The sequence below is a fragment of the Cupriavidus sp. CER-90 genome (genome assembly GCF_057652055.1).
Genome location: NZ_JBYGYM010000002.1, coordinates 2,290,108 through 2,316,093 on the forward strand (window position 1 = coordinate 2,290,108; position 25,986 = coordinate 2,316,093).

Annotated in this window: 22 protein-coding genes; 10 read left to right on the forward strand and 12 right to left on the reverse strand. The window is 66.3% G+C overall.

Annotated elements, in window-relative coordinates; genetic code table 11:
- Nucleotides 1-90 precede the first annotated feature (90 nt).
- The gene (locus tag AC24R4_RS21150) at nucleotides 91-975 is read left to right on the forward strand and encodes a LysR family transcriptional regulator (protein WP_400392372.1); all 885 of its coding nucleotides are present in this window, start codon (nucleotides 91-93) and stop codon (nucleotides 973-975) included.
- Nucleotides 976-1,086: 111 nt separating this feature from the next.
- On the opposite strand, the gene AC24R4_RS21155 is transcribed toward AC24R4_RS21150, so the two are convergent.
- Both AC24R4_RS21155 and AC24R4_RS21160 read right to left on the reverse strand, forming a co-directional pair.
- Nucleotides 1,087-2,589: a tripartite tricarboxylate transporter permease gene (locus tag AC24R4_RS21155; protein ID WP_153945569.1), complete on the reverse strand. Its 1,503-nt coding sequence runs from the start codon at nucleotides 2,587-2,589 to the stop codon at nucleotides 1,087-1,089.
- A 13-nt stretch (nucleotides 2,590-2,602) separates the two neighbouring features.
- The gene (locus tag AC24R4_RS21160) at nucleotides 2,603-3,064 is read right to left on the reverse strand and encodes a tripartite tricarboxylate transporter TctB family protein (RefSeq protein ID WP_153945568.1); all 462 of its coding nucleotides are present in this window, start codon (nucleotides 3,062-3,064) and stop codon (nucleotides 2,603-2,605) included.
- Between the two features lie 356 nt (nucleotides 3,065-3,420).
- Here AC24R4_RS21160 and AC24R4_RS21165 point away from each other — a divergent pair, with 356 nt between their 5' ends.
- Complete coding sequence (locus AC24R4_RS21165; protein WP_400392377.1) at nucleotides 3,421-5,229, forward strand: potassium/proton antiporter; 1,809 nt, start codon at nucleotides 3,421-3,423, stop codon at nucleotides 5,227-5,229.
- Here the strand turns inward: AC24R4_RS21165 and AC24R4_RS21170 are convergent.
- The 3 genes from AC24R4_RS21170 to AC24R4_RS21180 form a co-directional block, all read right to left on the reverse strand.
- On the reverse strand, nucleotides 5,201-6,199 hold the full coding sequence (locus tag AC24R4_RS21170) for a tripartite tricarboxylate transporter substrate binding protein (RefSeq protein ID WP_400392379.1): 999 nt from the start codon (nucleotides 6,197-6,199) through the stop codon (nucleotides 5,201-5,203). The two genes, AC24R4_RS21165 and AC24R4_RS21170, sit on opposite strands and share 29 nt — an antisense overlap.
- Nucleotides 6,200-6,271: 72 nt before the next feature.
- On the reverse strand, nucleotides 6,272-6,727 hold the full coding sequence (locus tag AC24R4_RS21175) for a DUF2214 family protein (RefSeq protein WP_153945565.1): 456 nt from the start codon (nucleotides 6,725-6,727) through the stop codon (nucleotides 6,272-6,274).
- A 103-nt stretch (nucleotides 6,728-6,830) separates the two neighbouring features.
- Nucleotides 6,831-8,051 carry a CaiB/BaiF CoA transferase family protein gene (locus AC24R4_RS21180; RefSeq protein ID WP_400392383.1) on the reverse strand — a complete coding sequence of 407 codons (1,221 nt, stop codon included), beginning with the start codon at nucleotides 8,049-8,051 and terminating at the stop codon, nucleotides 6,831-6,833.
- 251 nt (nucleotides 8,052-8,302) lie between these two features.
- On the opposite strand from AC24R4_RS21180, the gene alaS reads away from it, so the two are divergent.
- A complete protein-coding gene (alaS, locus tag AC24R4_RS21185) occupies nucleotides 8,303-10,927 on the forward strand; it encodes an alanine--tRNA ligase (RefSeq protein ID WP_400392385.1) in 2,625 nt (874 codons plus the stop codon).
- 60 nt (nucleotides 10,928-10,987) lie between these two features.
- On the opposite strand, the gene AC24R4_RS21190 is transcribed toward alaS, so the two are convergent.
- The 5 genes from AC24R4_RS21190 to AC24R4_RS21210 form a co-directional block, all read right to left on the reverse strand.
- Nucleotides 10,988-11,119: a hypothetical protein gene (locus tag AC24R4_RS21190; RefSeq protein WP_283780990.1), complete on the reverse strand. Its 132-nt coding sequence runs from the start codon at nucleotides 11,117-11,119 to the stop codon at nucleotides 10,988-10,990.
- A 10-nt stretch (nucleotides 11,120-11,129) separates the two neighbouring features.
- The gene (locus AC24R4_RS21195; protein WP_487523571.1) at nucleotides 11,130-11,606 is read right to left on the reverse strand and encodes a hypothetical protein; all 477 of its coding nucleotides are present in this window, start codon (nucleotides 11,604-11,606) and stop codon (nucleotides 11,130-11,132) included.
- A gap of 136 nt (nucleotides 11,607-11,742) precedes the next feature.
- A complete protein-coding gene (locus AC24R4_RS21200) occupies nucleotides 11,743-12,498 on the reverse strand; it encodes a slipin family protein (protein WP_400391063.1) in 756 nt (251 codons plus the stop codon).
- Between the two features lie 18 nt (nucleotides 12,499-12,516).
- A complete protein-coding gene (locus AC24R4_RS21205; RefSeq protein ID WP_400391066.1) occupies nucleotides 12,517-13,980 on the reverse strand; it encodes an NfeD family protein in 1,464 nt (487 codons plus the stop codon).
- A 113-nt stretch (nucleotides 13,981-14,093) separates the two neighbouring features.
- Entirely contained in the window at nucleotides 14,094-14,981 is an 888-nt protein-coding gene (locus AC24R4_RS21210; protein ID WP_400391069.1) for a LysR family transcriptional regulator, read from the reverse strand.
- Nucleotides 14,982-15,083: 102 nt separating this feature from the next.
- On the opposite strand from AC24R4_RS21210, the gene AC24R4_RS21215 reads away from it, so the two are divergent.
- From AC24R4_RS21215 to AC24R4_RS21240, 6 genes are all read left to right on the forward strand, one after another.
- Entirely contained in the window at nucleotides 15,084-16,349 is a 1,266-nt protein-coding gene (locus AC24R4_RS21215) for a YbfB/YjiJ family MFS transporter (RefSeq protein ID WP_487523572.1), read from the forward strand.
- An 87-nt stretch (nucleotides 16,350-16,436) separates the two neighbouring features.
- Complete coding sequence (locus tag AC24R4_RS21220) at nucleotides 16,437-17,210, forward strand: class II aldolase/adducin family protein (protein ID WP_400391074.1); 774 nt, start codon at nucleotides 16,437-16,439, stop codon at nucleotides 17,208-17,210.
- Nucleotides 17,211-17,232: 22 nt separating this feature from the next.
- The gene (locus AC24R4_RS21225; RefSeq protein WP_400391077.1) at nucleotides 17,233-17,421 is read left to right on the forward strand and encodes a 4-oxalocrotonate tautomerase; all 189 of its coding nucleotides are present in this window, start codon (nucleotides 17,233-17,235) and stop codon (nucleotides 17,419-17,421) included.
- A gap of 42 nt (nucleotides 17,422-17,463) precedes the next feature.
- Nucleotides 17,464-18,492: a threonine aldolase family protein gene (locus AC24R4_RS21230; RefSeq protein WP_092594408.1), complete on the forward strand. Its 1,029-nt coding sequence runs from the start codon at nucleotides 17,464-17,466 to the stop codon at nucleotides 18,490-18,492.
- Between the two features lie 56 nt (nucleotides 18,493-18,548).
- On the forward strand, nucleotides 18,549-19,145 hold the full coding sequence (locus AC24R4_RS21235) for an NUDIX domain-containing protein (protein ID WP_400391080.1): 597 nt from the start codon (nucleotides 18,549-18,551) through the stop codon (nucleotides 19,143-19,145).
- 12 nt (nucleotides 19,146-19,157) lie between these two features.
- Nucleotides 19,158-19,385, forward strand: coding sequence for a sulfurtransferase TusA family protein (locus AC24R4_RS21240; RefSeq protein WP_008645216.1), 228 nt, complete (start codon nucleotides 19,158-19,160; stop codon nucleotides 19,383-19,385).
- Nucleotides 19,386-19,496: 111 nt separating this feature from the next.
- On the opposite strand, the gene galU is transcribed toward AC24R4_RS21240, so the two are convergent.
- Nucleotides 19,497-20,372 (reverse strand): UTP--glucose-1-phosphate uridylyltransferase GalU, encoded by an 876-nt coding sequence (gene galU, locus AC24R4_RS21245; RefSeq protein WP_400391083.1) that lies wholly within the window; start codon nucleotides 20,370-20,372, stop codon nucleotides 19,497-19,499.
- 103 nt (nucleotides 20,373-20,475) lie between these two features.
- Complete coding sequence (locus tag AC24R4_RS21250; RefSeq protein WP_400391086.1) at nucleotides 20,476-23,343, reverse strand: valine--tRNA ligase; 2,868 nt, start codon at nucleotides 23,341-23,343, stop codon at nucleotides 20,476-20,478.
- A gap of 230 nt (nucleotides 23,344-23,573) precedes the next feature.
- Between AC24R4_RS21250 and AC24R4_RS21255 the strand changes: the two genes are divergently transcribed.
- Entirely contained in the window at nucleotides 23,574-25,928 is a 2,355-nt protein-coding gene (locus AC24R4_RS21255) for a UvrD-helicase domain-containing protein (protein WP_400391089.1), read from the forward strand.
- The last annotated feature ends 58 nt before the right edge of the window (nucleotides 25,929-25,986 follow it).

The following is a 25,986-nucleotide window of genomic DNA, read 5'->3' on the forward strand; positions in this document are numbered from 1 at the left end:
TACAATGAAAGTTAATATTCCTTGCTTGATTGACAAGAAATTCTTGAGGATTGCCGCCCTGCGGTGCGCGTCCTCAAAGATGCACCAGCAATGAGCACGATCCGCTTTCTGAGAACCTTCGTCGCCGTGGCCGAACACGGCTCGTTTGCCGCCGCCGCCGGCCAGGTGGCGGTGACGCAGGCGGCCGTCAGCCTCCAGATGCGGTCGCTGGAGGAAGAGTTGCGTCGCCCGCTATTCGACCGCAGCGGCCGGGTGGCCGTGCTCAATGCCGATGGCCGGGCGCTGCTGCCCCAGGCGCGCCGGCTGCTGGCGCTCTACGACGACATGCGCGTGCCGCTGGCCGACACCGAAGCGATGGCCGGGGCGGTGGCGGTGGGCGCGGTGGTTTCCGTGATGGGCGGGCTGTCGCACGTGGTGGCGCAGATGAAGCGGACCTATCCGGCGCTCGATGTCAGGCTGATCGGCGCCAAGTCGTTCGAACTGGCCGCCATGGTGGAGAGCGGAGAGCTCGACGCCGCCTTTGTGGTGGAGGGCTCGGCACGCCTGGCCGGCACGCTGCACTGGACCCCGCTCTATGACGAGCCGCTTGTGGCGATTGCGGCACGTGGAAGTCAGGGCGACGATGCGCGGCAGGCACTCGCTGCCAACCCGTTCCTGCGCTTCGACCGTAGCCAGCGCACCGGCGCGCTGGTGGAACGCGCGTTGCGCCGCGCCCACCTTCGCACCAACGAATATCTGGAACTGAACTCGATCGAGGCGCTGGTGGAACTGGTCCGGCAGGAAGTGGGCGTGACCGTGGTGCCGCTGCTCAAGCGTGCCCGCTGGCGCGACGACCGCGCGCTGCGCATCCTGCCCTTGCGGGCCGGCGGCGAACCCACCGTGCGCACCATCGGCATGCTGGAGCGGCGCGATCACGGCCGCGTGCATGTCACCGAGGCCATCCGCACCGCCTGCGCAGCCCTGTTCGGCGACTGAGGGCCGGGCGCCAGCCCGGGGGGGCGCTAGACAAAGGCGGGAAGAACGACCCGTCCAAAGACAAAGGGCGCCACACGGGCGCCCTTGTTTCATGCAGCGGGGGAAACGTCCTTACTCTTCCTGGAACGCTTCTTCGCGCTTCGCCTTGATCGACGGCATGGCCACGATCGCCACCAGGACCGCCGCGGCGATCAGCAGGCCCAGCGACAGCGGACGCGTCACGAACACGCTGAAGTCACCACGCGACAGCAGCAGCGAGCGGCGGAAGTTCTCTTCCATCATCGGTCCCAGCACGAAGCCCAGCAGCAGCGGTGCCGGTTCGCAGCGCAGCTTGATGAACAGGTAGCCGATGATACCGAAGGCCGCGGTCTGGAACACGTCGAACGTGGTGTTCTGGACCGAGTACACGCCGATGCAGCAGAACGTCAGGATGGCCGGGTACAGGTAACGGTACGGCACCTTCAGCAGCTTCACCCAGATACCGATCATCGGCAGGTTCAGGACGATCAGGATCAGGTTGCCCAGCCACATCGACGCGATCAGGCCCCAGAACAGCGCCGGGTTGCTGGTCATGACCTGCGGGCCCGGCTGGATGTTGTGGATCGTCATCGCACCCACCATCAGCGCCATCACGGCGTTCGGCGGGATACCCAGCGTCAGCAGCGGGATGAACGACGTCTGTGCCGCGGCGTTGTTGGCCGATTCCGGACCTGCCACGCCTTCGATGGCGCCCTTGCCAAACTCGTGGGCGTACTTCGAGGTCTTCTTTTCCAGCGAGTAGGCCGCAAACGAAGCCAGTGCCGCACCGCCGCCCGGCAGGATACCCAGCGCCGAACCCAGGGCCGTGCCACGCAGCACGGCAGGGATCATGCGCTTGAAGTCTTCCTTGGTCGGGAACAGGTTGGTCACGTGATCGGTGAAGGTCTCGCGGGCTTCCTTCTGTTCCAGGTTCGCGATGATTTCCGCGAAGCCGAACACACCCATGGCCACCGACACGAAGTTCAGGCCGTCGGTCAGCTCGGGCACGTCGAACGAGAAGCGCGCCGCGCCCGAGTTCACGTCGGTCCCGACCAGGCCCAGCAGCAGACCCAGCACGATCATCGAAATCGCCTTGACCAGCGAGCCCGACGCCAGCACCACGGCACCGATCAGGCCCAGCACCATCAGCGAGAAGTACTCGGCGGGGCCGAACTTGAACGCCAGTTCCGACAGCGGCGCCGCGAAAGCGGCCAGGATCAGCGTGGCCACGCAGCCGGCGAAGAACGAACCGATACCGGCTGTGGCCAGCGCCACGCCGGCGCGGCCGCGCCGTGCCATCTGGTAGCCATCGATGGTGGTCACCACCGACGACGATTCACCGGGCAGGTTCACCAGGATGGCGGTGGTCGAGCCGCCGTACTGGGCACCGTAGTAGATACCGGCCAGCATGATCAGCGCGGCCACCGGGGGCAGCGTGTAGGTCACGGGCAGCAGCATCGCGATGGTGGCCAGCGGGCCCAGGCCCGGCAGCACGCCGATCAGCGTCCCGAGCACACAGCCCAGGAACGCGTAGGCGATGTTCTGGAAGGACAGGGCGGTCGAAAAGCCCAGTCCGAGGTTGGCTAACAGTTCCATGAGGGCGGGCTCCTTAGCTTGCCAGGAAAGCCGGCCACACCGGCATCTGCAGGTTGATGCCGTACACGAACGCGCCCATGCTGATCAGCACCAGCACGATCGCGTTGAGGACAGCACCCTTCCAGCTGAATTCATGACTGGCCATCGAGGAGACCAGCACCAGTACCACCACGGACAGCACCATGCCCAGCGGCTTGAGCAGCAGGCCGAACAGCACCACCGAGCCCAGGATCCACAGCAGGATCTTCAGGTCCCAGCGCGCCAGTTGATCTTCTTCCATCCTGGAAGACAGCGAGCCCCACAGTACCAGCGCGCCCAGCAGGGCGAGCACGATGCCGAGCCAGAACGGGAAGTATCCCGGTCCCATCTTGGCGGCTGTTCCCATGGAATAGCCACGGGCGACGAAGGAAAAGCCCAATCCGACCAGGATGAACATCAGGCCGGAGGCAAAGTCCTTTTGGCTACGTATGCGCAAAATGATTCTCCTCGATATGACACAGCTTTGACTGCTTGAAATCGTCGCGACGAGGGCTACCCCGATCGCGGCAGGGTGGAAGGTAAAAGCGCATCCTTTCAGCTACCTTTCATATGTCTGCATAAAGTGGCAACCTCAGGGTATGTCCCTACGCAGACGTCTGAAAGCGTTCGGTAAGTCGTTGACGACGCAAGGAAAAGTGCAGGGAATATGCCGATGGAGGGCGCAGGCGGGTGGTGCCGCGCCGGACGGAAACGGACAGACCGGCGGGGCGCGGCGACCTATGATCGAAAGCTGGAGTGAAAGCTCTCGCATGGCCTGACATCCCCCAAAAATAACGACGACAGGAGGCCCGCTTGGAAGCCATCGACCATGCCATCCTGATCGGCGCCCTGGTGATGACGCTGGGCATCCTGCTCGGGGTGTTCTCGGCGCGTTTCGGGGTGCCGTTCCTGCTGGTGTTCCTGGGTGTGGGCATGGCCGCCGGGGTGGACGGCCCGGGCGGCATCCGGTTTTCCAATACCTGGCTCAGCTTCCTGGTCGGCAATATCGCGCTGGCCGTGATCCTGCTGGACGGCGGGCTGCGCACGCGCTTTGCCACGTTCCGCGTGGCGCTGAAGCCGTCGCTGTCGCTGGCCACCGTGGGCGTGCTCCTGACCGCCGTGCTGGTTGGATTGTTTGCAACATGGATGCTGGGGATCGACTGGAAGCTCGGGCTGCTGCTGGGCGCCATCGTCGGGTCCACCGACGCGGCCGCGGTGTTCTCGCTGCTCAACAGCAGCGGCATCCGGCTCAAGGACCGCGTGGCCAGCGTGCTGGAGATCGAATCGGGCATCAACGACCCGATGGCCATCTTCCTGACCCTGACCCTGATCGAATGGATCACCGCGCCGCAGGGCCTGTCGCCCGGCGCGCTGGGCCTGCGGCTGCTGGTGCAGTTCGGGGTGGGGGGCCTGCTCGGCGGCGGGCTGGGCTATTGCATGGCCAATGTCATGGAGCGCGTCAATGTGGCCGAGGGATTGCAGGCCATCCTGATCTGCTCGGGCGGCTGCATGATCTGGGCCATCGTCCAGTCATTCGGCGGCAGCGGCTTTCTGGCCGTCTATCTGGTCGGGATGATGGTCGGCAACCGCGACCGCGCCGTCAGCGAGGACGTCCTGCGTGCCATGGACGGCATGGCCTGGCTGGCGCAATCGGCCATGTTCCTGCTGCTGGGGCTGCTGGTGACGCCGCACCGGATCTGGGATATCGCCGTGCCGGCCCTGGCAGTGGCTGCCTTCCTGATGTGCGTGGCGCGGCCCGTGGCGGTCTTTGTCTCGCTGCTGCCGTTCCGGTTCAGCCCGCGCGAAAAGGGCTTCCTGGCCTGGATCGGCCTGCGTGGCGCCGTGCCGATCGTGCTGTCGCTGTTCCCGCTGCTGCAGGGCATGGAGGATGCCGGGCTGCTGTTCCGGGTGGCGTTTGCCGTGGTGCTGGCCAGCCTGCTGTGCCAGGGCACGACGGTGGCGCTGGCGGCGCGGCTGGCGCGTGTGCTGCGGCCGGCCTATGACGAGCCGCTGTCGCGCGAGCGCCTGCGCGGCGTGCGCGCGCCGGGCATGGAAATCATGCAGTTCGTGGTGGCGCCCAATTCGTCGATGGAAGACCTGCGCGCGGACCAGATCGAACTGCCGTCGCGCAGCCGGCTGATGACGGTGGCCCGCGAAGGCGCGCTGGTGCCGCTGGACCAGGTGGTGCTGCGCGCGGGCGATATCGTGTCGATCCTGGCGCCTGGCCCGGCCATGCCGCGCCTGTCGCGCCTGTTCCTGAAGCCGGCCACGCCGCCGTCGTGGGATCAGGTGGCGCATGACTTCCTGCTGGACGGCCAGGCGCGTCTGGCGGACGTGGCGGCACTCTACGCCACGCGGCCGCTGCAGGCGGCCCAACAGGATCAGACGCTGGAGGAAGGCATGCTGGCGGTGTTTCCGTCGCCGCCGGTGGAGGGCGATGCGGTGGAGATCGCCGGTTTGCGGCTGACCGTGACCCGTATGGAGGGGCCGCGCATCACACAGGTAGGGTTGCTGCTGCCGCGCAATGCGGCAGAAGACGCCAGGGACGGCAAGGACCGCCTCTGGCGCATGCGCGACAAGGCGCGCGGATCGCTCAGTCGACCTTCGCGCCGGAAACCTTGACCACCTGGCCGTACTTCTTCAGTTCACGCTGGATCAGCGCGCCGAACTGCTCGGGCGTGGTGGGCGCCGGCTGGGCACCGATGCGGGCCAGGCGCGCCTTCATGTCGTCGGTCTTCAGGATGGCGACGATGTCGTGATTGAGGCGGTCCACGATATCGCGCGGGGTGCCCGCCGGCGCCAGGACGCCAAACCACGTGGAGATGTCGAAGCCTTCCAGGCCCAGCCCCTTGCCGGCTTCGGCAATGGTCGGCAGCTCGGGGAACGACGCGGCGCGGCTGGCCGTGGTCACGGCAAAGGCCTTGAGCTTGCCGGCCTTGATGTTGGCCGATGCCGATGCGAGGTTGTCGAAGATCAGGTCGGTCTGGCCCGACAGCACCGACAACTGCGCGGGCGATGCCCCGTTGTACGGAATGTGGACCATGCTGACGTGCGCCATGCTCTTGAACAGCTCACCCGACAGGTGGCCGGCGCTGCCATTGCCGCCCGACGCGTAGTCGAGCTTGCCCGGGTGCTTGCGCGCGTATTCCACCAGGTCGCGCACGGTGTTGATATGCAGTTCGGCGGCCTTGCCCGGGTGCATCACCAGCACGTTCGGCACGTCGGCCACCAGCGTGACCGGGGCAAAATCCTTGACCGGGTCGTACGGCATCTTCGCGAACAGCGTGGGGTTGATGGCGTGCGTGGCCACGGCGCCCATCACGATCGTGTAGCCGTCGGCCGGCTGCTTGGCCACGTAGTCGGCCCCCAGATTGCCGCCGGCGCCGGGTTTGTTTTCCACAACCACGGGCTGGCCCAGGCTGTCGCGCAGCTTCTCGCCGATGGCGCGTGCCACGGTGTCCAGCGGACCGCCGGCCGGGTAGGGCACCACGAAGCGGATTGGCTTGGTCGGCCAGTTGGCCGGGGCGGCGTGGGCCGGGGCGGCCAGCGCCGTGGTGACGGCCAGCGCGGCCGTGAGCAGGGTCTTCAGCATGTCAAACGTGGAAAGGATGGGAATCTGTGGGCCGCCGCGTACGTTGCGCGCCGGCGGTGTGGGTCGTGCCGCTTAGCGGATGCCGATGCCTCGCGCCATCATTACCGCGCACAGCGGCAGCAGGATCACCAGATGCGCCTCGATCATCACCCAGCGGCGGGCCTTCTTGATCTCCGACGGCGTCGGTACGAAGTCTGGCAGATGTTTTGCCTGCTTGCGCCACCTGGCAAAGGCGAAGGTTGGCGGCAACGAGCACAGCGCGATGACCACGAACACGGTCATCTTGGCGTGGAACCACGGGTTATGGATATAGAAATCCACGCCCTTGGCGCCATGGAACAGGCGCAGCAGGCCGGTGGCCAGCGTTGCCATGGCCGACAGGAAATAGACGAAATCGTAGATCGACAGGCGGCGGACGGCGGCCGGTGTCATGTCCGGACGCAGGACCACGGCTTCGGCGGCCATCAGCGTAATCAGCACGAAGATGGCCGTGAAGTGCAGGAACGCGAGCAGGGCATCGGTCAGCATGCATTCTCCTAAGGATGGAAAAACGTCATGATCACCGGCCCGTGCGCCCGCCGGAGGCAGGCGCGGTCAAGGTCTGGTCAGTTTCCGACGGATCTGCTTCGCGTCAGACCACACCCTTGGCACGCAGGGCGGCGATGTGTTCGGCACTGTAGCCGAGTGTCTCGTCCAGCACCACATCGGTGTGCTCCCCGAGCAACGGCGGATGGCGCAGCGCTTCGGGCGGCGTGGCGCTCATCTTCATCGGGCTGCCCACCAGCCTGACCGTGCCGCCCGTGGGGTGGGGCAGGTCCACGCGCAGGCCGCGCGCCACCACCTGCTCGTTTTCGAAGACCTCGTCGAGCGTGTTGATCGGGCCGCACGGCACGCCGGCGCGCTCCAGGTCCAGAATCCACTGCTCGCGGGTACGCGGCAGCACCATCTCGGCCAGGATCGGCACCAGCGCGTCGCGGTGCGCCACGCGCTGCGGGTTGGTGGCAAAGCGCGGGTCGTCGGCCAGCTCTGGGCGGCCGCCGGCGGTCACGAACTTGCGGAACTGGCCGTCGTTGCCCACCGCGACGATGATCCAGCCATCGGCGGCGTGGAAGGTCTGGTAGGGGACGATGTTCGGGTGCGCGTTGCCCCACCGCTTGGGGGCCACGCCGCTGGCCAGGTAGTTGGTATTCATGTTGGCCAGCATCGACACCTGCACGTCCAGCAGGGCCATGTCGATGTACTGGCCTTCGCCCGTGCGGTCGCGGTGGGACAGCGCGGCCAGCACGGCGATGGTGGCGTACTGGCCGGTCATCAGGTCCGAAATCGCCACGCCGGCCTTTTGCGGGCCGCCGCCGGGCAGGTCGTCGCGCTCGCCGGTCAGGCTCATGAAGCCGCCCATGCCCTGAATGATGAAGTCGTAGCCGGGGCGCTGGGCGTACGGGCCGGTCTGGCCGAAGCCGGTGACCGAGCAGTAGATGATGTCCGGCTTGACAGCCTTGAGCGATTCGTAATCGAGGCCATACTTCTTCAGCTGGCCAACCTTGTAGTTTTCCAGCACCACGTCGCTCTGGGCGGCCAGGTCGCGCACCAGCTGCTGGCCTTCGGGCGTGCTGATGTCACAGGTCACCGACCGCTTGTTGCGGTTGGCGGCCAGGTAGTAGGCGGCCTCCGCCGTGTCGCGCCCATCGGGCGTCTTGAGCCAGGGCGGGCCCCAGATGCGGGTGTCGTCGCCTGCGCCGGGGCGCTCGATCTTGATCACGTCGGCGCCGAAATCGGCAAGATTCTGGGCGCACCAGGGCCCGGCGAGCACGCGGGTCAGGTCGAGGACGCGGAGATGGCTTAAGGCTCCCATGGCGGTGACGGCTGGCAGTTCTGAGGAGCCAGCACTCTATCACCGGCCAACCGGCACGATGCCCCGGGGCGGGGCGCCGGCCCGTGTTCCGTGGGCGATAACCGGACAGGCGGCGCCGCGCCGTGCCTGGGCCCGACATGGGCACGGCGCGCCAGTGCCCCGGGACGGGGCTTCCCCGTATAATCAACGGTTTGCAAATCCAACCTGACTGCCTGCGTGCTGCCACGACGCGCCGAGGCGCCCGATACAACATGAAAGTCTCCGACATTCGCAGCAAGTTCCTGCAGTTCTACGCGTCGAAGGACCATACCGTGGTCCGCTCGTCCAGCCTGGTGCCGGCGAACGACCCGACCCTGCTGTTCACCAATTCGGGCATGGTGCAGTTCAAGGACGTGTTCCTGGGCACCGACAAGCGTCCGTACTCGCGCGCCACGTCGTCGCAACGCTCGGTCCGCGCCGGCGGCAAGCACAACGACCTCGAAAATGTGGGTTACACCGCACGTCACCACACGTTCTTCGAAATGCTGGGCAATTTCTCGTTCGGCGACTACTTCAAGCGCGATGCCATCCAGTACGCCTGGGAACTGCTGACCAAGGTCTACCAGCTGCCGGCGGACAAGCTGTGGGTGACCGTGTACGCCGAGGACGACGAGGCCTACGACATCTGGGCCAAGGAAGTGGGCGTGCCGACCGACCGCATCGTGCGCATCGGGGACAACAAGGGCGCGCGCTACGCGTCGGACAACTTCTGGCAGATGGCCGACACCGGCCCGTGCGGCCCGTGTTCGGAAATCTTCTATGACCACGGCCCCGAGGTGTGGGGCGGCCCGCCGGGATCGCCCGAGGAAGACGGCGACCGCTACATCGAGATCTGGAACCTGGTGTTCATGCAGTTCAACCGCGACGAGCAGGGCAACATGACGCGCCTGCCCAAGCCGTGCGTGGACACCGGCATGGGCCTGGAGCGGATTGCCGCGGTGCTGCAGCACGTGCACAGCAACTACGAGATCGACCTGTTCCAGGCGCTGATCCAGGCCGCCGGCCGTGAAACGCATACCGCCGACCTGAACCAGAATTCGCTGAAGGTCATTGCCGACCATATCCGCGCGTGCTCGTTCCTGATCGTGGATGGCGTGATCCCGGGCAACGAAGGCCGCGGCTATGTGCTGCGCCGCATCGTGCGCCGCGCGATCCGTCACGGCTACAAGCTCGGCCAGAAGACGCCGTTCTTCCACAAGCTGGTACCGGACCTGGTGGCGCAGATGGGCGAAGCCTATCCGGAACTGGCCGAAGCCCAGAACCGCGTGGTGGAAGTGCTCAAGGCCGAGGAAGAGCGTTTCTTCGAGACGATCGAGAACGGCATGTCGATCCTGGACGGCGCCGTGGCCGATCTCAAGGCCAAGGGCGGCAAGGTGCTGGACGGCGAACTGGCGTTCAAGCTGCACGATACGTTCGGCTTCCCGCTCGACCTGACGCAGGACGTGGCGCGCGAGCAGGAAATCACCGTTGACGAGGCGGCCTTCGACGCCGCGATGACGCGCCAGCGCGAGCAGGCTCGTGCCGCCGGCAAGTTCAAGATGGCTGCCGGCCTGGAGTACACGGGCGACAAGACCGTGTTCCACGGCTACGACGCCCTGAGCATGGAAGGCGTCAGCGTGACCGCGCTGTATGTCGATGGCGCCGCCGTCGATACGATGCAGCCGGGCCAGACTGGCGTGGTGGTGCTGAACAACACGCCGTTCTACGCCGAATCCGGCGGCCAGGTCGGCGACCAGGGCACGCTGGTGGCGGGCCCGGCCGTGTTCACCGTGGCCGATACCACCAAGATCCAGGCCGACGTGTTCGGCCACCAGGGCACGCTGGCCAACGGCGTGCTGAAGGTGGGCGACAAGGTCGCGGCACAGGTGGACGCCGTGCGCCGTGCGCGCACCGTGCGCAACCACTCGGCCACCCACCTGATGCACAAGGCCCTGCGCGAAGTGCTGGGTACCCACGTGCAGCAGAAGGGCTCGCTGGTCGATCCCGACAAGACGCGTTTCGACTTCTCGCACAACGCCCCGGTGACCGACGACCAGATCCGCCAGATCGAGGAAATCGTCAACGCCGAGATCCTGGCCAACGCGCCGACCGTGGCCGCCGTCATGCCGTTCGACGACGCCGTGAAGAGCGGAGCCATGGCACTGTTTGGCGAGAAGTACGCCGACGATGTGCGCGTGCTGTCGATCGGCACGTCGAAGGAACTGTGCGGCGGCACCCACGTGACGCGCACCGGCGATATCGGCCTGTTCAAGATCGTCGTGGAAGCCGGCGTGGCCGCAGGTATCCGCCGCGTGGAAGCCATCACCGGCGACAATGCGCTGCACTACCTGCAATCGCTCGACGCCCGCCTGAACGAGGCGGCTGCCGCGCTGCGCGCCCAGCCGTCGGAACTGGTGCCGCGTATCGCCCAGGTGCAGGACCAGGTCCGCGCGCTGGAAAAGGAACTGGAAAAGCTCAAGAGCAAGCTGGCTTCGTCGCAGGGCGACGAGCTCGCATCGCAGGCCGTGGACGTCAAGGGCCTCAAGGTGCTGGCTGCCCAGCTCGAAGGCGCCGACGTGAAGACGCTGCGCGAAACGATGGACAAGCTCAAGGACAAGCTCCAGAGCGCCGCCATCGTGCTGGCCGCCGTCGCCGACGGCAAGGTCAGCCTGATCGCGGGCGTGACTGCCGACGCCACGTCGAAGGTCAAGGCCGGCGAACTGGTCAACTTCGTCGCCCAGCAGGTGGGCGGCAAGGGCGGCGGCCGCCCCGACATGGCCCAGGCCGGCGGCACCGACCCGTCGGGTCTGCCGAAGGCCCTGGCCGGCGTGACGGAATGGGTGTCCGCCAAGGTCTGATGCCCGACTCACTGAAGCTGCCGTGAAGAAAACGCCTGCGAAAGCAGGCGTTTTTTTGCGTCACAGGTCCGCGAACAGGGCGATCAGGATGAAGGGCGCGATGCCGAGGGTCAGGAAGACGATGGACACTGGAATCATGATCTTGGCCTGGAATTCGCGGTCGGTGAAGAATCTGGTCAGGAAGCGTTCCATGGTGATCTCCTTACAGGTGAGCGAGTGAAGTCTGAAGTGGAGCGGCCTGCGCGAGGGTGGGCAGGATCAGCATCGTGTAACCGAAGTAGTGGGCCGCTGCGCTCGCGGCCGTGACAATCAGGGACAGGGCGAGCGGCCATTTCGGCGCCGCAGCGCCCGGGGAGGCAAGGCTTGCCTCGACGGCGCCGAGGAGCACCAGCACTGCGGCGAACACGATGAGCGCCACATGGGCGGTCAGGGCGGTCCACATCCATTGGCTGCGGATGTCATCGATGCCCAGGTGCTGGGCGAGAAGGTAGCAGGCGCTCGCGCTCATCGGGATCGCGGCCCAGAGCAACTGCCCGTTCTGGAGGGTGCGCATGACGACGCCACGGCTGCGCTGGCGCAAGGCCCTTGGAATCTTGACGAGCGGCAGGAGCGCCAGCGGCGCCAGCAACGGAATGGCAATGTTGAATACGAACCAGCCGAACAGTGCGAAGTCCCTCATGGATTGGCCTCGATGGAATGGAACGAAGCCAATCGTAGGCGTCGCAAGCGCCTGTGCAAATGAGACAGATCTGAACTTGAGGGCTCGTAGTCAGCTTGCTTGTCCGCCATCAATCCTGCCGAACACGTGTCCGCGCCTACTTCCCCCCACCCCCCGTCAGCGTCGACACGATGTCGATCGGTAACGGAAACACGATTGTCGAACTCTTGTCGCCCGCGATCTGTGTCAGCGTCTGCAGGTAGCGCAGCTGCATAGCCTGGGGCTGGCGCGCCAGCATCTGGGCCGCTTCGAGCAGCTTTTCCGATGCCTGGAGCTCGCCTTCGGCATGAATGATCTTGGCGCGCCGCTCGCGCTCGGCTTCGGCCTGGCGGGCGATGGCGCGCACCATCGACTCGTTCAGGTCGACGTGCTTGATCTCGACGGTCGATACCTTGATGCCCCAGGCATCGGTCTGGGCATCGAGCACCTTCTGGATATCGAGGTTGAGCTTCTCGCGCTCGGCCAGCATTTCGTCGAGTTCGTGCTTGCCCAGCACCGAGCGCAGCGTGGTCTGCGCCAGCTGGCTGGTGGCTTCCAGGAAGTTGGCCACCTGGATGATGGCGCGCTCGGGGTCCACCACGCGGAAATACACCACCGCGTTGACCTTGACCGACACGTTGTCGTGCGAGATCACGTCCTGTGGCGGCACGTCCAGGACGACAGTGCGCAGGTCCACGCGTACCATCTGCTGCACGGCCGGGATGACCAGCACCAGGCCAGGGCCCTTGACGCGCCAGAAGCGGCCCAGCATGAACACCACCCCCCGTTCATACTCGCGCAGCACGCGGAAGGCGGACACCACCAGCAGGACGAGCAGGAAGACCAGGCCACCGAAGCTGAATCCGAATGCCATGTCGGGCTCCTTGTTGTGTCAGGCATCGTGAATCGAAGTGACATCCAGCACGAGGCCGTGCCGGGCGGTCACGCGCACGGAATCGCCGCGTGCCAGCGGACGGTTGCTGCGGATGCGCCATTGTTCGCCGCGGACCATCGCCCAGCCGTCGGTCGGATCGGTCTGCCCGGTCGGGCCGGCCGTGTCCGTCACCACCACGCCGACGCTGCCCACCAGCGTGTCGGCCCCGCTGACCACGGGCCGCCGCCGCGCGCGCAGCAGCAGCGCGGACATGCCGAACAGGAACAGCGCCGAAATGCCGGACAGCGCGGCAATCAGCGAAAGCGGCACGCCGAAGCCCGGCACGTCGGTATCGATCAGCATCACCGCCCCGAACGCGAACGCAATGATGCCGCCCACGCCGACAGCGCCGAACGTCGGCAGGAACACCTCGGCCACCATGCACCCCACGCCGAATGCGATCAGCGCCAGCCCGGCGTAGTTGATGGGCAGCATCTGCAGCGCGAACAGGCCCAGCAACAGGCAGATGGCCCCGGCGATGCCCGGGATCACCATGCCGGGCGTGGAAAACTCGAAGATCAGCCCGTAGATGCCGATCATCATCAGGATCAGCGCCACGCTCGGGTCCGTGATGACCGCCAGCAGCCGGCTGCGCCAGTCGGGTTCCAGCGTGACGATGGGCGCGCCGGCCGTGTGCAGCGTGCGCGTGGCGCCTGCGGCCTCGATCTGCTTGCCGTCCAGTTGCCGGAGCAGGGCGGGCAGGTCGGGCGCCACCAGGTCGGCCACCTTCTGCGCGACCGCTTCGTCAGCGGACAGGCTCACGGCTTCGCGGACTGCCCGTTCCCCCCATTCGGCATTGCGGTGCCGCAGCTGCGCCAACCCGCGGATATAGGCCGATGCGTCGTGCATCTGCTTGCGCGTCATGGTGTCTTCGCCGGCCGGGGCGCTGGCAGGCGCCGATGCCGGGGCGGGGGCGGCCTCGGGCTTGGGTCCGCCGATGCCGATGGCCACCGGGCTGGCCGCACCCAGGTTGGTGCCAGGCGCCATGGCGGCGACATGGCTGGCGTACAGGATGTAGGTGCCGGCGCTGGCCGCGCGCGCGCCACCAGGATAGACGTAGGTGGCCACCGGTACCGGCGACGCCAGGATGGTCTGGATGATGTCGCGCATCGATTTGTCGAGGCCCCCGGGTGTGTCCATTTCCAGCACGATCAGCTGGGCGCCCTGCTTGCGGGCGCGCTCGATGCTGCGCACGGCGAAACTGGCGCTGGCGGGGCTGATGGCGCCCTGCACCGGGACGACATAGACCGGCGCCACGGACGACGTCGTTGCCAATATCGTCCGATCGGGAGCGGCCGTCTGGGCAAGCGCGCCGGAGGCGGCCAGCAAAAAGAGGCCCAGGCAGGCCAGCGCGAGCCAATGTCCCCAGTGCCAGCGGCTGGCAGGCGGCGGTGGCCGGTGCAACGCAAATGCGTGTCTCATGGCGGGGCGCGGCCCGCCGTGAATGCCGTGGCCGCGCCACTTTCAGTGTAGGCGACCGGCCACATCCTGCAGGGCGGCGCGAAGACGCGGCGCCAGGCCGTCAGGCCACCTGCTCAGGCCACCGCCCGGGTATCGTCGACCGTACCGGCTCGGCCGGGCAGCATGTCGGCCAGCGCCATCAAGGCGGTGCCTGCCATCGAGGGATGCCAGGCCAGCACGGTGGTGACGCGTCCGGTGTCGCCCAGTGGATGGATGCCGATCTGCGGCAGGTTGCGATAGAGCGCCAGCACCGATCGCGGCACGACGCCCACGCCGATGCCGGCCGCCGCGCAGGTCACGATGGCGTGATACGAGCCAAGCTGGATCACGCGGTTCATGCCCCGCCCGCACTTGCCAAACCACTGCTCGAAGCGGCTGCGATAGTTGCAGCCGGTCTCGAATGCCAGCAGCGTGGCGCGCTCGATGTCTTCGGGCGACGCAATGGGCCGATGGCTGGTGCTGGACACGATCACCAGTTCTTCGTCGAACGCCGGCAGGCTGACCAGATCCGGCTCGCTCAGCGGTTCGGCCACGAATGCGCAATCCACCTCGAAGCGGCGCACCGCGTCGAGCGCCTTGCTGGTGATCAGCGTGACCAGCTCCAGCTCCACGTCCGGCCATTGCTGGTGATAGGCCGCCAGCATGTTCGGCAGGCGGCTGGCCGCCGTGCTTTCCATCGACGCGATACGCAGCCGTCCGTGCGGATGCGCGGGCTGCACCGCATGCTTCGCTTCCTCGGACAGCTGCAGGATGCGGCAGGCATAGTCGAACAAGGTCTGGCCGGCCGGCGTGAGCACCATGCGCCGCCCATCGCGGACAAACAGCTCCACCCCCAGCGATTGCTCCAGTTGCCGGATGCGCGTGGTCACGTTCGACTGCACCCGATGCAGCCGTTCGGCGGCCCGCGTGATGCCGCCGGCTTCCACCACCGTACGAAAAATCTCCAGTGCGGCCAGGTCCATATGCAATTCCCAGTCAAATCGAGATGGCTTGCATCTCAATTATTCATTTTCCGTGATGGATCGTTCGGGCATAGCATAGTCAACAATCCAGAAATGCTCCAGATGTCCGATCGCCCCCCTTCGATGCCACGCGTGCCCCTCGCCAACGTTGATGTTTCCGCCAGCACCGCCCCGGCCCGGCCCACTGCCGGGCCGCTGGCCGTGGCGCTGGCCGGCCTGGTGTCGCTGGCGCTGGCCATGGGCATTGGCCGATTCGCCTTCACGCCGCTGCTGCCGATGATGCTGCACGACGGCACGGTCACGCTGGCCGAGGGCAGCGCGCTGGCGACACTGAACTACATCGGCTACCTTGCGGGCGCCGTGCTGTGCCTGTTTATCCGGCCGGACCCGGTATGGATGGTGCGCGGCGCACTGGCGCTGACCGTCGGCCTGACACTGGCGATGGCGCTGCCCGGCGGCATGCCGGCCTGGCTGGCCTGGCGCACGCTGGCCGGTATCGCCAGCGCCCTGGTGATGGTGTACGGCACCGCCTGGTGCATGCAGCGACTGGCCGAACTGGGCCATCCCACGCTGGGCGGGCTGATGTTCTGCGGACCGGGAATCGGCATCGTGGTGACCGGGCTGTCCGCCTTTGCGATGGTAGGCGCGGGGTGGCAGGCCAACTGGGGATGGATCACCTTTACGATCCTGGGTGCCGTGATGCTGCTGCCCGTGTGGCGGGTCTACGGCTCCGCCGCCCCGACGTCCGCGCTCGGTGCCGCACCAGGCGCGGCGACCACGCCGGCGCCGACGCCTCGCCTGGACGTCGAAACCTGGGCGCTGACGTTGGCCTACGGCCTGGCGGGCTTCGGATACATCATCACGGCCACGTTCCTGCCGGTCATCGCCCGGCACGCCATGCCCGGCAGCGTCTGGGCCGATCTTTTCTGGCCGATCCTGGGCGCCGGCGTGGCGGTGGGGGCGTGGCTGGCCACCCGGGTCGGCATGCATCACGACAACCGCCGCATGATGATGGTGCTGTACACGCTGCAGGCGGCCGGGGTGGGCGTGGCCGCCGTGTGGCCGACCGTGGCCGGGTTTGCGCTGAGCAGCCTGCTGGTGGGGTTGCCGTTCACCGCGCTGGTGTCGTTTGCGATGCGCGAGGCACGGCGCCTCTGGGGCGGTCGCGCGGCCAAGCTGATCGGCCTGATGACGGCCGCCTACGCGATCGGCCAGATCGCCGGGCCGCCGTTGGCCACCGCGCTGGTGGCGCGCACCGGCGGCTTCGGCGCCTCGCTGGGCGTGGCGGCGCTGGCGCTGCTGTCAGGCGCGCTGATCTTCCTGTGGATGTGGCGCACGATGCCGGTGGACGGCCACACGCCGCGCTAGCGACTGCGCTACAGTATCGGCTTCGCCGCCCACTCGACCCGGACGCCCCCGCGCCGGCGCTGCAGGGCGGCGCGAAAGCCAAGCCCCATGTCTTTTGCCTTGCAGCCCGGACGTGCCAACGACCCGGCCCTGCCCATCAGCCCCGAGGAAGCGCGTGTCCGCGTGGACCTGGCCGCCGCCTACCGGCTGGCCGCGCTGGAACGCTGGGACGACCTGATCTACACCCATATCTCGGCCACCGTGCCCGGTGAGCCCGACCATTTCCTGATCAATCCGTTCGGCTTTGCCTTCGACGAGATCCGCGCCTCGGATCTCGTGAAGATCAATGGCCGGGGCGAAGTGGTGGGCGAAACCGTGCATCCGGTCAACGTTACCGGCTTCGCGCTGCACGCGGCCGTGCATGCCGCGCGCGCCGATGCACAGTGCGTGATGCATCTGCACAACACCGCCGGCATCGCCGTGTCCGCCCAGGCCGGCGGGCTGCTGCCGCTGTCGCAGCACGCCCTGCGCTTTCACGGCCGCATGGCTTATCACGACTACGAAGGCCTGGCGTTCACGCCGGCCGAAGGCGCGCGCCTGACCGCGTCGCTGGGCAGCCATCCGGCCATGCTGCTGCGCAACCACGGCACGCTGACGGTCGGGCGCACCGTGGCCGAGGCCTATGTGCTGATGGCCACGCTGATCAAGGCGTGCGAGATCCAGCTCGGCGCACAACTGGGGCGCGCCACCGTGCAGCCGCCGCCGGCCATCGCGGACAAAACGTCGCTGCAGCTGTTCGACAACGGCGCCGTCGAGGGCGTGATGGAATGGCCGGCGCTGCTGCGCAGACTGGATAAAATCGATCCCACCTATAAAGACTGAAAATTCGTAAAGGAGCCATGCAATGCCCACGTTTCACGTAGAGATGTTCGAAGGCCGCACCGTTGACCAGAAGCGCAAGTTCGTCGAGGAAATCACGCGCGTCACGTGCGAGACGCTTGGCTGTTCGGCTGGCGCCGTCGACATCATCATCACCGACATCAAGCGCGAGAACTGGGCCACGGGCGGTGAGCTGTGGCTGGACAAGAAGTGATGCCAGGCGGGATTTGAACCGATGACCTCCGCAGTTTCCGCCATGCAGCAGTTTGCCTCTGACAACTACGCCGGCTTTTGTCCGGAATCGCTGAAGTATTTTCTGGAGGCCAACGCGACGGGCCACGAGAAAGCCTATGGCGACGACAGCTGGACGCAGAAGGTATGCGATCGCATCCGCGACCTGTTCCAGACCGATTGCGAGGTCTTTTTCGTGTTCAATGGCACGGCGGCCAATTCCTTGGCGCTGTCGTCGCTGTGCCAGTCGTACCACTCGGTGATCTGCCACGAGCTGGCCCATATCGAGACCGACGAGTGCGGCGCGCCGCAGTTTTTCTCGAACGGTTCGAAGCTGCTCACCGCCCCCGGCGAGAACGGCAAGCTGACGCCCGATGCCGTGGAGGCGCTGGTCACGCGCCGCTCGGATATCCACTATCCGAAGCCGCGCGTGGTGTCGCTGACGCAGGCCACCGAGGTGGGCACGGTCTATTCGGTGGACGAGGTGCGCGCCATCGCGGCCATCGCCAAGCGCCGGCAGTTGCGCGTGCATATGGATGGCGCGCGCTTTGCCAACGCGGTGGCGTCGCTGGGCGTGCATCCGTCCGAAATCACCTGGCGTGCCGGCGTGGACGTGCTCTGCTTCGGCGGCACCAAGAACGGCCTGCCGGTGGGCGAAGCCGTGGTGTTCTTCGACCGTCGGCTGGCCGAGGATTTCGCGTACCGGGTCAAGCAGGCCGGGCATCTGGCGTCGAAGATGCGTTTTATCTCGGCACCCTGGCTCGGCATGCTCGAAAACGATGTATGGCTCAGGAACGGCCGCCATGCCAACGCGATGGCCACGCTGCTGGCCCAGCGCATTGCCGATGTCCCGGGCGTGCGCATCATGTTTCCGACCCAGGCCAATGCCGTGTTTGCCGAGCTGCCGCTGCCGGCCATCGAGGCGCTGCGGGCCAAGGGCTGGCTGTTCTACACGTTTATCGGCGCGGGCGGTTGCCGCATGATGTGCGCGTGGGACTTGCAGCCCGAAACGGTCGAGGCGTTTGCCGCCGATATCCGCGCCGCATGCGCCTGATTTTGAAGATTCAACGATAGCTACAACGATAACCAGACAGTCCCAGGAGCCCCACGATGCAACCCTATCGATTCTGCCCGCGCTGCGGCGCGGAACTGGAACACCTGCCGATGTCCGGCCGGTTTCGCCATGCCTGCGTGCAGGACGGCTGCGGTTTTGTGCACTGGGACAACCCGCTGCCGGTGCTGGCGGCCGTGGTCGAGTACGAGGGCAAGCTGCTGCTGGCGCGCAATGCCGCGTGGCCGGAGAAGATGTTCGCGCTGGTCACCGGTTTCATGGAGCGCGACGAGACGCCCGAACTGGGCGTGGCACGCGAACTGAAGGAAGAGACCAATCTCGATGCGGTGTCGGCGTCGCTGATCGGCGTCTACGACTTCATGCGCAAGAACGAGCTGATCATTGCCTACCACGTGCGTGCCGAGGGCGAGATCCGGCTGTCGGAGGAACTGGTCGAATACAAGCTGGTGGCGCCGGACAAGATGCGGATCTGGAATGCCGGCACCGGGTTTGCCGTGGCCGACTTCCTGGAGCGGCGCGGCTTGCCGGTGCGCTTCTTCGACCGTGCCACCGGCGCGGACATCGCCGATCCGCGCCGCCCGACCGACTTCAGCCTGGTCGCTGCTTCGCTACAATACGGCATCAACCAGAATTAGAAGGTGAGAGGAATGGATTTCCAGAAAGAAGTGGACGCGCGCGGCCTGAACTGCCCGCTGCCGATCCTGCGAACCAAGAAGGCGCTGGCAGACATGGCCAGCGGCGAAGTGCTCAAGGTGCTGGCCACCGACCCCGGCGCCACGCGCGACTTCCAGGCCTTTGCCAAGCAGACCGGCAACGAACTGCTGTCGCACGCCGAAGTGGACAAGGTGTTCGTGTTCTACATGAAGCGCCGCTGAGACTGGCCTTCCCGCCCCGTACGGGCACAAAAAAACCGCCTCCGTGAGAGGCGGTTTTTGTTTGGGCGGACGCCCTGGCCGGGATGGCCGATAGTGGCCGATAGTGGCCGATCAGCCGCGCTGCGCCAGGTAGGCGCTGAATTCCTCGCGCACTTCGGGGTGCTTGAGTGCGAATTCCACGGTGGCCTTCAGGTAGCCGAGCTTGCTGCCGCAGTCGTAGCGTACGCCCTTGTAGCGGTAGGCCAGCACCTGCTCCTGGTCCAGCATTGCCTGGATGGCGTCGGTCAGCTGGAACTCGCCGCCGGCACCGGGCTTGAGATTGCGGATATGGTCGAAAATGCGCGGGGTCAGGATGTAGCGGCCCACCACGCCGAGGTTCGACGGGGCATTCTCGGGCGCCGGCTTTTCGATGATGCCGGACATCTTGATCACGCGCTCATCCCATTCCCGGCCATCGACCACGCCATAGGAACGGCTCTGTTCCGGCGAGATTTCCTCCACGCCCAGCACCGAGCAGTTGTAGTGGTTGTAGACATCCACCATCTGCTTCATCACCGGATCGCTCGACTCGCCATCCAGCAGGTCATCCGCCAGCATGACGGCAAACGGCGCGTCGCCCACCAGGCGGGCGGCGCACAGCACCGCGTGGCCCAGGCCCAGCGCCTCGGGCTGGCGCACGTAGAAGCATTCCACGTTCTTGGGCTTGATGGAGCGCACGACGTCAAGCAGCGCCTGCTTGTTCTTGGCTTCAAGCTCCATTTCCAGTTCGTAGGCCTTGTCGAAATGGTCCTCGATGGCCCGCTTGGAGCGGCCCGTCACGAAGATCATCTCGTTGATGCCTGCGGCCATGGCCTCTTCCACGGCGTACTGGATCAGCGGCTTGTCCACCACCGGCAGCATTTCCTTGGGACTCGCCTTGGTGGCGGGCAGGAATCGGGTGCCTAGCCCTGCAACGGGAAAGACTGCTTTGGTGACGCGGTTTTCCATTTCAGCTTCCTTTTTAATCCGGTGTAATACCGTGCCGTACGAGGGGAGAGCCGTCTGTCAGGTTTCGTCCGACTTACAGTCCGGACGGACCTGATCATCACATTCAGGACGGCAGACGCTGTAGTTGATCCTGCAGCTTCGCCAGCGTCTGTTCGAAATCCGACAAACGTTGTGTTTCCTGTGCCACAACGGCGGCTGGGGCCTTGGCGACAAAGCTCTCGTTGGAGAGTTTGCCACGGCACTTTCCGATCTCGCCCGCGATCCGCTCAATCTCCTTGGACAGGCGCGCGCGCTCGGCCACCACGTCGATCTCGATCTTCAACAGCAGGTGATTGCGGCCGACGATGGCCACCGGCGCGCCGGCTCCCTCGCGCTGCAGCGCCGCTTCGTCTTCGAACACCTTCACTTCGGAAAGTTTCGCCAGCGCCTGCACCTGCGCGGCGGCTTCCTTCAGGAACGCACTGTCCCCATGGGCATACAACGGAATACGCTGGGCCGGCGAGATGTTCATCTCGCCACGCAGGTTGCGGCAGGCGTCCACCAAGGCCTTCAGCTGGGCCACCCATGCTTCGGCGGCCTCGTCGATCTTGGCCGCGGCCGGCAGCGGGTAGGCCTGCGTGGCGATGGTCTCGCTGCCGTCGCCCTTGGCGCGGCCGGCCAGCGGCGCCACCTTCTGCCACAGTTCCTCGGTGATGAACGGAATGATCGGATGGGCCAGGCGCAGTACCGTCTCCAGCACGCGCAGCAGCGTGCGGCGCGTGGCGCGCTGCTGTGCCTCGGTGCCGGTCTGGATCTGCACCTTGGCCAGTTCCAGGTACCAGTCGCAGTATTCGTCCCAGACGAACTTGTAGATCGCGCTGGCGATATTGTCGAAGCGGTACTCGTCGAAGCCCTTCTCGACGTCGGCCTCCACGCGCTGCAGCAGCGACACGATCCAGCGGTCGGCCTGCGAGAAATGCAGGTAGCCGTCCGGGCCGCAATCCTTGTCGCACGGGCCCATGCCGCAGTCATGGCCCTCGGTGTTCATCAGCACGAAGCGCGTGGCGTTCCAGAGCTTGTTGCAGAAGTTGCGATAGCCCTCGCAGCGGCCGGTGTCGAAATTGATGTTCCGGCCCAGCGTGGCTAGCGACGCGAACGTGAACCGCAGCGCATCGGCGCCGAAGGCGGGAATGCCGGCGGGGAATTCCTTCTTCGTCTTGGCTTCGATCTTGGGGGCGTCCTTGGGGCGGCGCAGGCCCGTGGTGCGCTTCTTGAGCAGCGGATCGAGTTCGATACCGTCGATCAGGTCCACCGGGTCCAGCGTGTTGCCCTCCGACTTGCTCATCTTCTTGCCTTCGGAGTCGCGCACCAGGCCGTGGACATACACGGTATGGAACGGCACCTTGCCGGTGAAGTGCTTGGTCATCATGACCATGCGCGCCACCCAGAAGAAGATGATGTCGTAGCCGGTGACCAGCACCGACGACGGCAGGAAGTGCTGCAGCTCGGGCGTTTCCGCCGGCCAGCCCAGCGACGAGAACGGCACCAGCGCGGACGAGAACCACGTGTCCAGCACGTCTTCCTCGCGGCGCAGCGGGCCGGTGCTGCCGGCCGCCTGCGCCTTGGCGCGGGCGTCTTCCTCGGTGCGGGCGACAAAGCAGTTGCCGGCATCGTCGTACCACGCCGGGATCTGGTGGCCCCACCACAGCTGGCGGCTGATACACCAGTCCTGGATATTGGCCAGCCACTGGTTGTAGGTGTTGATCCAGTTTTCGGGCACCAGCTTGATCTCGCCGCTCTGCACGGCGTCCAGCGCCACCTCGGCAATCGAGCGGCCCGGGTTGAAGGTGCCTTCCGGGGCCGGCTTGCTCATCGCGACGAACCACTGGTCGGTCAGCATGGGTTCGATCACGCTGCCGGTGCGCTCGCTGCGCGGCACCATCAGCTTGTGCTTCTTGACGTCGCCCAGCAGGCCCTGGGCTTCAAGGTCGGCCACCATCTGCTTGCGGGCGTCGAAGCGGTCCATGCCGGCGTAGGCGGCCGGCGCGTCGGCCACGACCTTGGCGTCCAGCGTCAGGATCGACAGTTGCGGCAGGTTGTGGCGCTGGCCCACGGCGTAGTCGTTGAAGTCGTGGCCCGGGGTCACCTTGACCACGCCGGTGCCGAATTCGCGGTCGACGTACTCGTCGGCAATCACCGGAATCTTGCGATCGGTCAGCGGCAGGTGCACGAACTTGCCAATCAGGTGCGCGTATCGCTCGTCCTCGGGGTGCACCATCACCGCGGTGTCGCCCAGCATCGTCTCGGGGCGCGTGGTGGCCACGGTCAGATGGGTCAGGCCGCGCACGGTGTCGGGCTCGGCCAGCGGATAGTGGATATGCCAGAGCGAGCCTTCTTCCTCGACGCTGTCCACTTCCAGGTCGGACACGGCGGTGCCCAGGACCGGGTCCCAGTTGACCAGGCGCTTGCCGCGGTAGATCAGGCCCTGTTCATACAGGCGCACGAAGACTTCGGTCACGGCGCTCGACATCTCGGGCGACATCGTGAAGTATTCGCGCGTCCAGTCGATCGACGCGCCCATGCGGCGCACCTGGCGCGTGATGGTGGAGCCCGACTCTTCCTTCCAGGCCCAGACCTTCTCGGTGAACTTCTCGCGGCCCAGGTCGTGGCGCGACACGCCTTGCGCTTCCAGCTGGCGTTCCACCACGATCTGCGTGGCGATGCCGGCGTGGTCGGTGCCCGGCACCCACAGCGTGTTGGCACCGCGCATGCGCGCATGGCGGGCCAGGCCGTCCATGATCGTCTGGTTGAACGCGTGCCCCATATGCAGCGTACCGGTCACATTCGGCGGCGGCAGCTGGATGGCGAAATCGGGACGGTTCGCATCGAAAGTGGGCTGGGCGATGCCGCGGCGCTCCCATTCGGGGCCCCATTTGGCCTCGATGGCGGCGGGTTCGAAGCTCTTGGCAAGGGACTGGTCTTCTGCGGTCATGCTCGGATGTCTTGGGATGCTTGGAATGCGGATCGGGGCTCGGACCGGCTCGCGGCGGGGCGGGCGGCGGCATTCGGCCGGGGAAAACGTCAAATTATAGGGGAGCCGGCGTACCGATGCGCATTTCCGGGCCGGCGACGGGCACCCGGGGGCTGCCGCGCGGCGCCTCCCGACAGGTCCGGGCGGCGCCCGCCGGTATAATTGCCGCCTACTTTATTGGCCCCGATCCGATGTCCAGCCTGCTTGCCAATCTCAACGCCGAACAACACGCCGCCGTCACTTTGCCGGACGAACCGGCCCTGATCCTGGCTGGCGCGGGCAGCGGCAAGACCCGCGTGCTGACCACGCGCATCGCCTGGCTGATCCAGAACGGGCGCGTGTCCCCGGCCGGCATCCTGGCCGTGACCTTCACGAACAAGGCCGCCAAGGAAATGCAGACGCGGCTGTCGTCGATGCTGCCGATCAACACGCGCGGCATGTGGATCGGGACGTTCCACGGCCTGTGCAACCGCATGCTGCGGGCGCACTTCCGCGACGCCGGGCTGCCCCAGACCTTTGCCATCCTGGACACCCAGGACCAGCTGTCGGCCCTCAAGCGGCTGCTCAAGCAGCTCAATGTCGACGACGAGAAGTACCCGGCCAAGAACCTGCAGTACTTCATCAACAACGCCAAGGAACAGGGCCTGCGGCCGGCCGACGTCGAGGCCAACGACGACTTCAACCGCCGCTTTGTCGACCTGTACGCCGCCTACGACGAACAGTGCCAGCGCGAGGGCGTGGTCGATTTTGCCGAACTGCTGCTGCGCTGCTACGAACTGCTGCGCTACAACGACGCCATCCGCCAGCACTACCAGCACCGCTTCCGCCACGTGCTGGTCGACGAATTCCAGGATACCAACGTGCTGCAGTACCGCTGGCTCAAGCTGCTGGCCGGCTACGGCACGGGCAACGCCGCGGCGGTGTTCGCGGTTGGCGACGACGACCAGAGCATCTACGCGTTCCGGGGCGCCAATGTCGGCAACATGCGCGATTTCGAGCAGGAATTCCGCGTGCGGCACATGATCAAGCTCGAGCAGAACTACCGCTCGCACGGGCACATCCTCGATAGCGCCAACCATCTGATCTCGCACAACGCGCGCCGGCTCGGCAAGAACCTGCGCACCGACGCGGGGCACGGCGAGCCGGTGCGGGTGTTCCAGGCCGGCTCGGACGGGCAGGAGGCATCGTGGATCGTTGAGGAAATCCGCGACCAGATCGCCCAGGGCATGGCGCGGTCCGAAGTGGCGATCCTGTATCGCAGCAACGCGCAATCGCGCGTGATCGAACATGCACTTTTTTCATCGGGCATCCCGTACCGCGTCTATGGCGGCCTGCGCTTCTTCGAGCGCGCCGAAGTCAAGCACGCGCTGGCGTACCTGCAGCTGATCGAGAATCCGCGCAACGACGCCGCGTTCGGCCGGGTGGCCAACTTCCCGACGCGCGGCATCGGCGCCAAGACGCTGGAAAACCTGCAGGACGCCGCGCGCCAGTACAACTGCTCGCTGGCCGAGGCGGTGGCCTACGTGCCCGGCAAGGGCGGCACGTCGCTGGCGGCCTTCCTGCGCCTGATCGAACAGATGCGCGCGGAGACCAGCCGCATGACGCTGGCGCAGACCGTGGAATACGTGACGAATACCAGCGGGTTGATCACGCATTACCAGACCGAAAAGGAAGGCCAGGACCGCATCGAGAACTTGCAGGAACTGGTGACGGCCGCCCAGGCCTTCGTCGTGGAAGAGGGCTACGGCCTCGACGCGCTGGCCCGCATGCTGCCCGTTGGCCGCGACGCCGCGCCGGCGCTGGCGCAGGGCGACCAGGCCCAGCAGGTGCTGGACCCCGAGCAGTTGCCGGTGGTGATGACTCCGCTCGTGGCGTTCCTGACGCACGCCTCGCTGGAGGCCGGCGACAACCAGGCCCAGGCCGGCCAGGACGCCGTGCAGATGATGACCGTGCACGCGGCCAAGGGCCTCGAATTCAATGTGGTGTTTATCACCGGCCTGGAAGAGGGCCTGTTCCCGCACGAGAACAGCGCCATGGAAGCCGACGGCCTGGAGGAGGAACGCCGCCTGATGTATGTGGCCATCACCCGGGCGCGCGCGCGGCTGTATCTGTCGTTTGCCCAGAGCCGGGTGCTGCACGGCCAGATGCGCTACCACGTGCGTTCACGATTCTTCGAGGAACTGCCCGAAGCGGCGCTGAAGTGGATCACGCCCCAGGGTCAGGCTTCGTACGGCAACTATGGCGTGAGCCGCCAGGAGCGCGACAGCGCCTGGGGCCGCGACTGGTTCAAGCGCGCCGAGGACGTGCCGTACACGGGCAGCAAGGCCACGGGCGGCATGGACACGGGCAAGAACTACGCCGAGGAAAAGCGCGCCGCGGCCACGGGCTTCCGCGTGGGGCAGAACGTGTTCCACACCAAGTTCGGCGAGGGCAGGATCAAGGCGCTGGAAGGCGAGGGCGCCGATGCGCGCGCCAATATCGACTTCAAGCGGCACGGCGTCAAGTGGCTGGCGCTGGCAGTGGCGAAGCTGGATCCGATCGACTGAGGATGGAGCGCACCCCGGTGCCGATGCCGGCAGCGGGGTGCGTCAGGTGGGTGTGGCA

Bases quoted from the DNA above. Each gene is read 5' to 3' on its own strand.
- AC24R4_RS21150 (WP_400392372.1), top strand. From the start codon at position 91: ATGAGCACGATCCGCTTTCTGAGAACCTTCGTCGCCGTGGCCGAACAC.
- AC24R4_RS21155 (WP_153945569.1), bottom strand. From the start codon at position 2,589: ATGGAACTGTTAGCCAACCTCGGACTGGGCTTTTCGACCGCCCTGTCC.
- AC24R4_RS21170 (WP_400392379.1), bottom strand. From the start codon at position 6,199: ATGCTGAAGACCCTGCTCACGGCCGCGCTGGCCGTCACCACGGCGCTG.
- AC24R4_RS21175 (WP_153945565.1), bottom strand. From the start codon at position 6,727: ATGCTGACCGATGCCCTGCTCGCGTTCCTGCACTTCACGGCCATCTTC.
- AC24R4_RS21180 (WP_400392383.1), bottom strand. From the start codon at position 8,051: ATGGGAGCCTTAAGCCATCTCCGCGTCCTCGACCTGACCCGCGTGCTC.
- alaS (WP_400392385.1), top strand. From the start codon at position 8,303: ATGAAAGTCTCCGACATTCGCAGCAAGTTCCTGCAGTTCTACGCGTCG.
- AC24R4_RS21190 (WP_283780990.1), bottom strand. From the start codon at position 11,119: ATGGAACGCTTCCTGACCAGATTCTTCACCGACCGCGAATTCCAGGCC.
- AC24R4_RS21195 (WP_487523571.1), bottom strand. From the start codon at position 11,606: ATGAGGGACTTCGCACTGTTCGGCTGGTTCGTATTCAACATTGCCATT.
- AC24R4_RS21200 (WP_400391063.1), bottom strand. From the start codon at position 12,498: ATGGCATTCGGATTCAGCTTCGGTGGCCTGGTCTTCCTGCTCGTCCTG.
- AC24R4_RS21205 (WP_400391066.1), bottom strand. From the start codon at position 13,980: ATGAGACACGCATTTGCGTTGCACCGGCCACCGCCGCCTGCCAGCCGC.
- AC24R4_RS21210 (WP_400391069.1), bottom strand. From the start codon at position 14,981: ATGGACCTGGCCGCACTGGAGATTTTTCGTACGGTGGTGGAAGCCGGC.
- AC24R4_RS21215 (WP_487523572.1), top strand. From the start codon at position 15,084: ATGTCCGATCGCCCCCCTTCGATGCCACGCGTGCCCCTCGCCAACGTT.
- AC24R4_RS21220 (WP_400391074.1), top strand. From the start codon at position 16,437: ATGTCTTTTGCCTTGCAGCCCGGACGTGCCAACGACCCGGCCCTGCCC.
- AC24R4_RS21225 (WP_400391077.1), top strand. From the start codon at position 17,233: ATGCCCACGTTTCACGTAGAGATGTTCGAAGGCCGCACCGTTGACCAG.
- AC24R4_RS21230 (WP_092594408.1), top strand. From the start codon at position 17,464: ATGCAGCAGTTTGCCTCTGACAACTACGCCGGCTTTTGTCCGGAATCG.
- AC24R4_RS21235 (WP_400391080.1), top strand. From the start codon at position 18,549: ATGCAACCCTATCGATTCTGCCCGCGCTGCGGCGCGGAACTGGAACAC.
- AC24R4_RS21240 (WP_008645216.1), top strand. From the start codon at position 19,158: ATGGATTTCCAGAAAGAAGTGGACGCGCGCGGCCTGAACTGCCCGCTG.
- galU (WP_400391083.1), bottom strand. From the start codon at position 20,372: ATGGAAAACCGCGTCACCAAAGCAGTCTTTCCCGTTGCAGGGCTAGGC.
- AC24R4_RS21250 (WP_400391086.1), bottom strand. From the start codon at position 23,343: ATGACCGCAGAAGACCAGTCCCTTGCCAAGAGCTTCGAACCCGCCGCC.
- AC24R4_RS21255 (WP_400391089.1), top strand. From the start codon at position 23,574: ATGTCCAGCCTGCTTGCCAATCTCAACGCCGAACAACACGCCGCCGTC.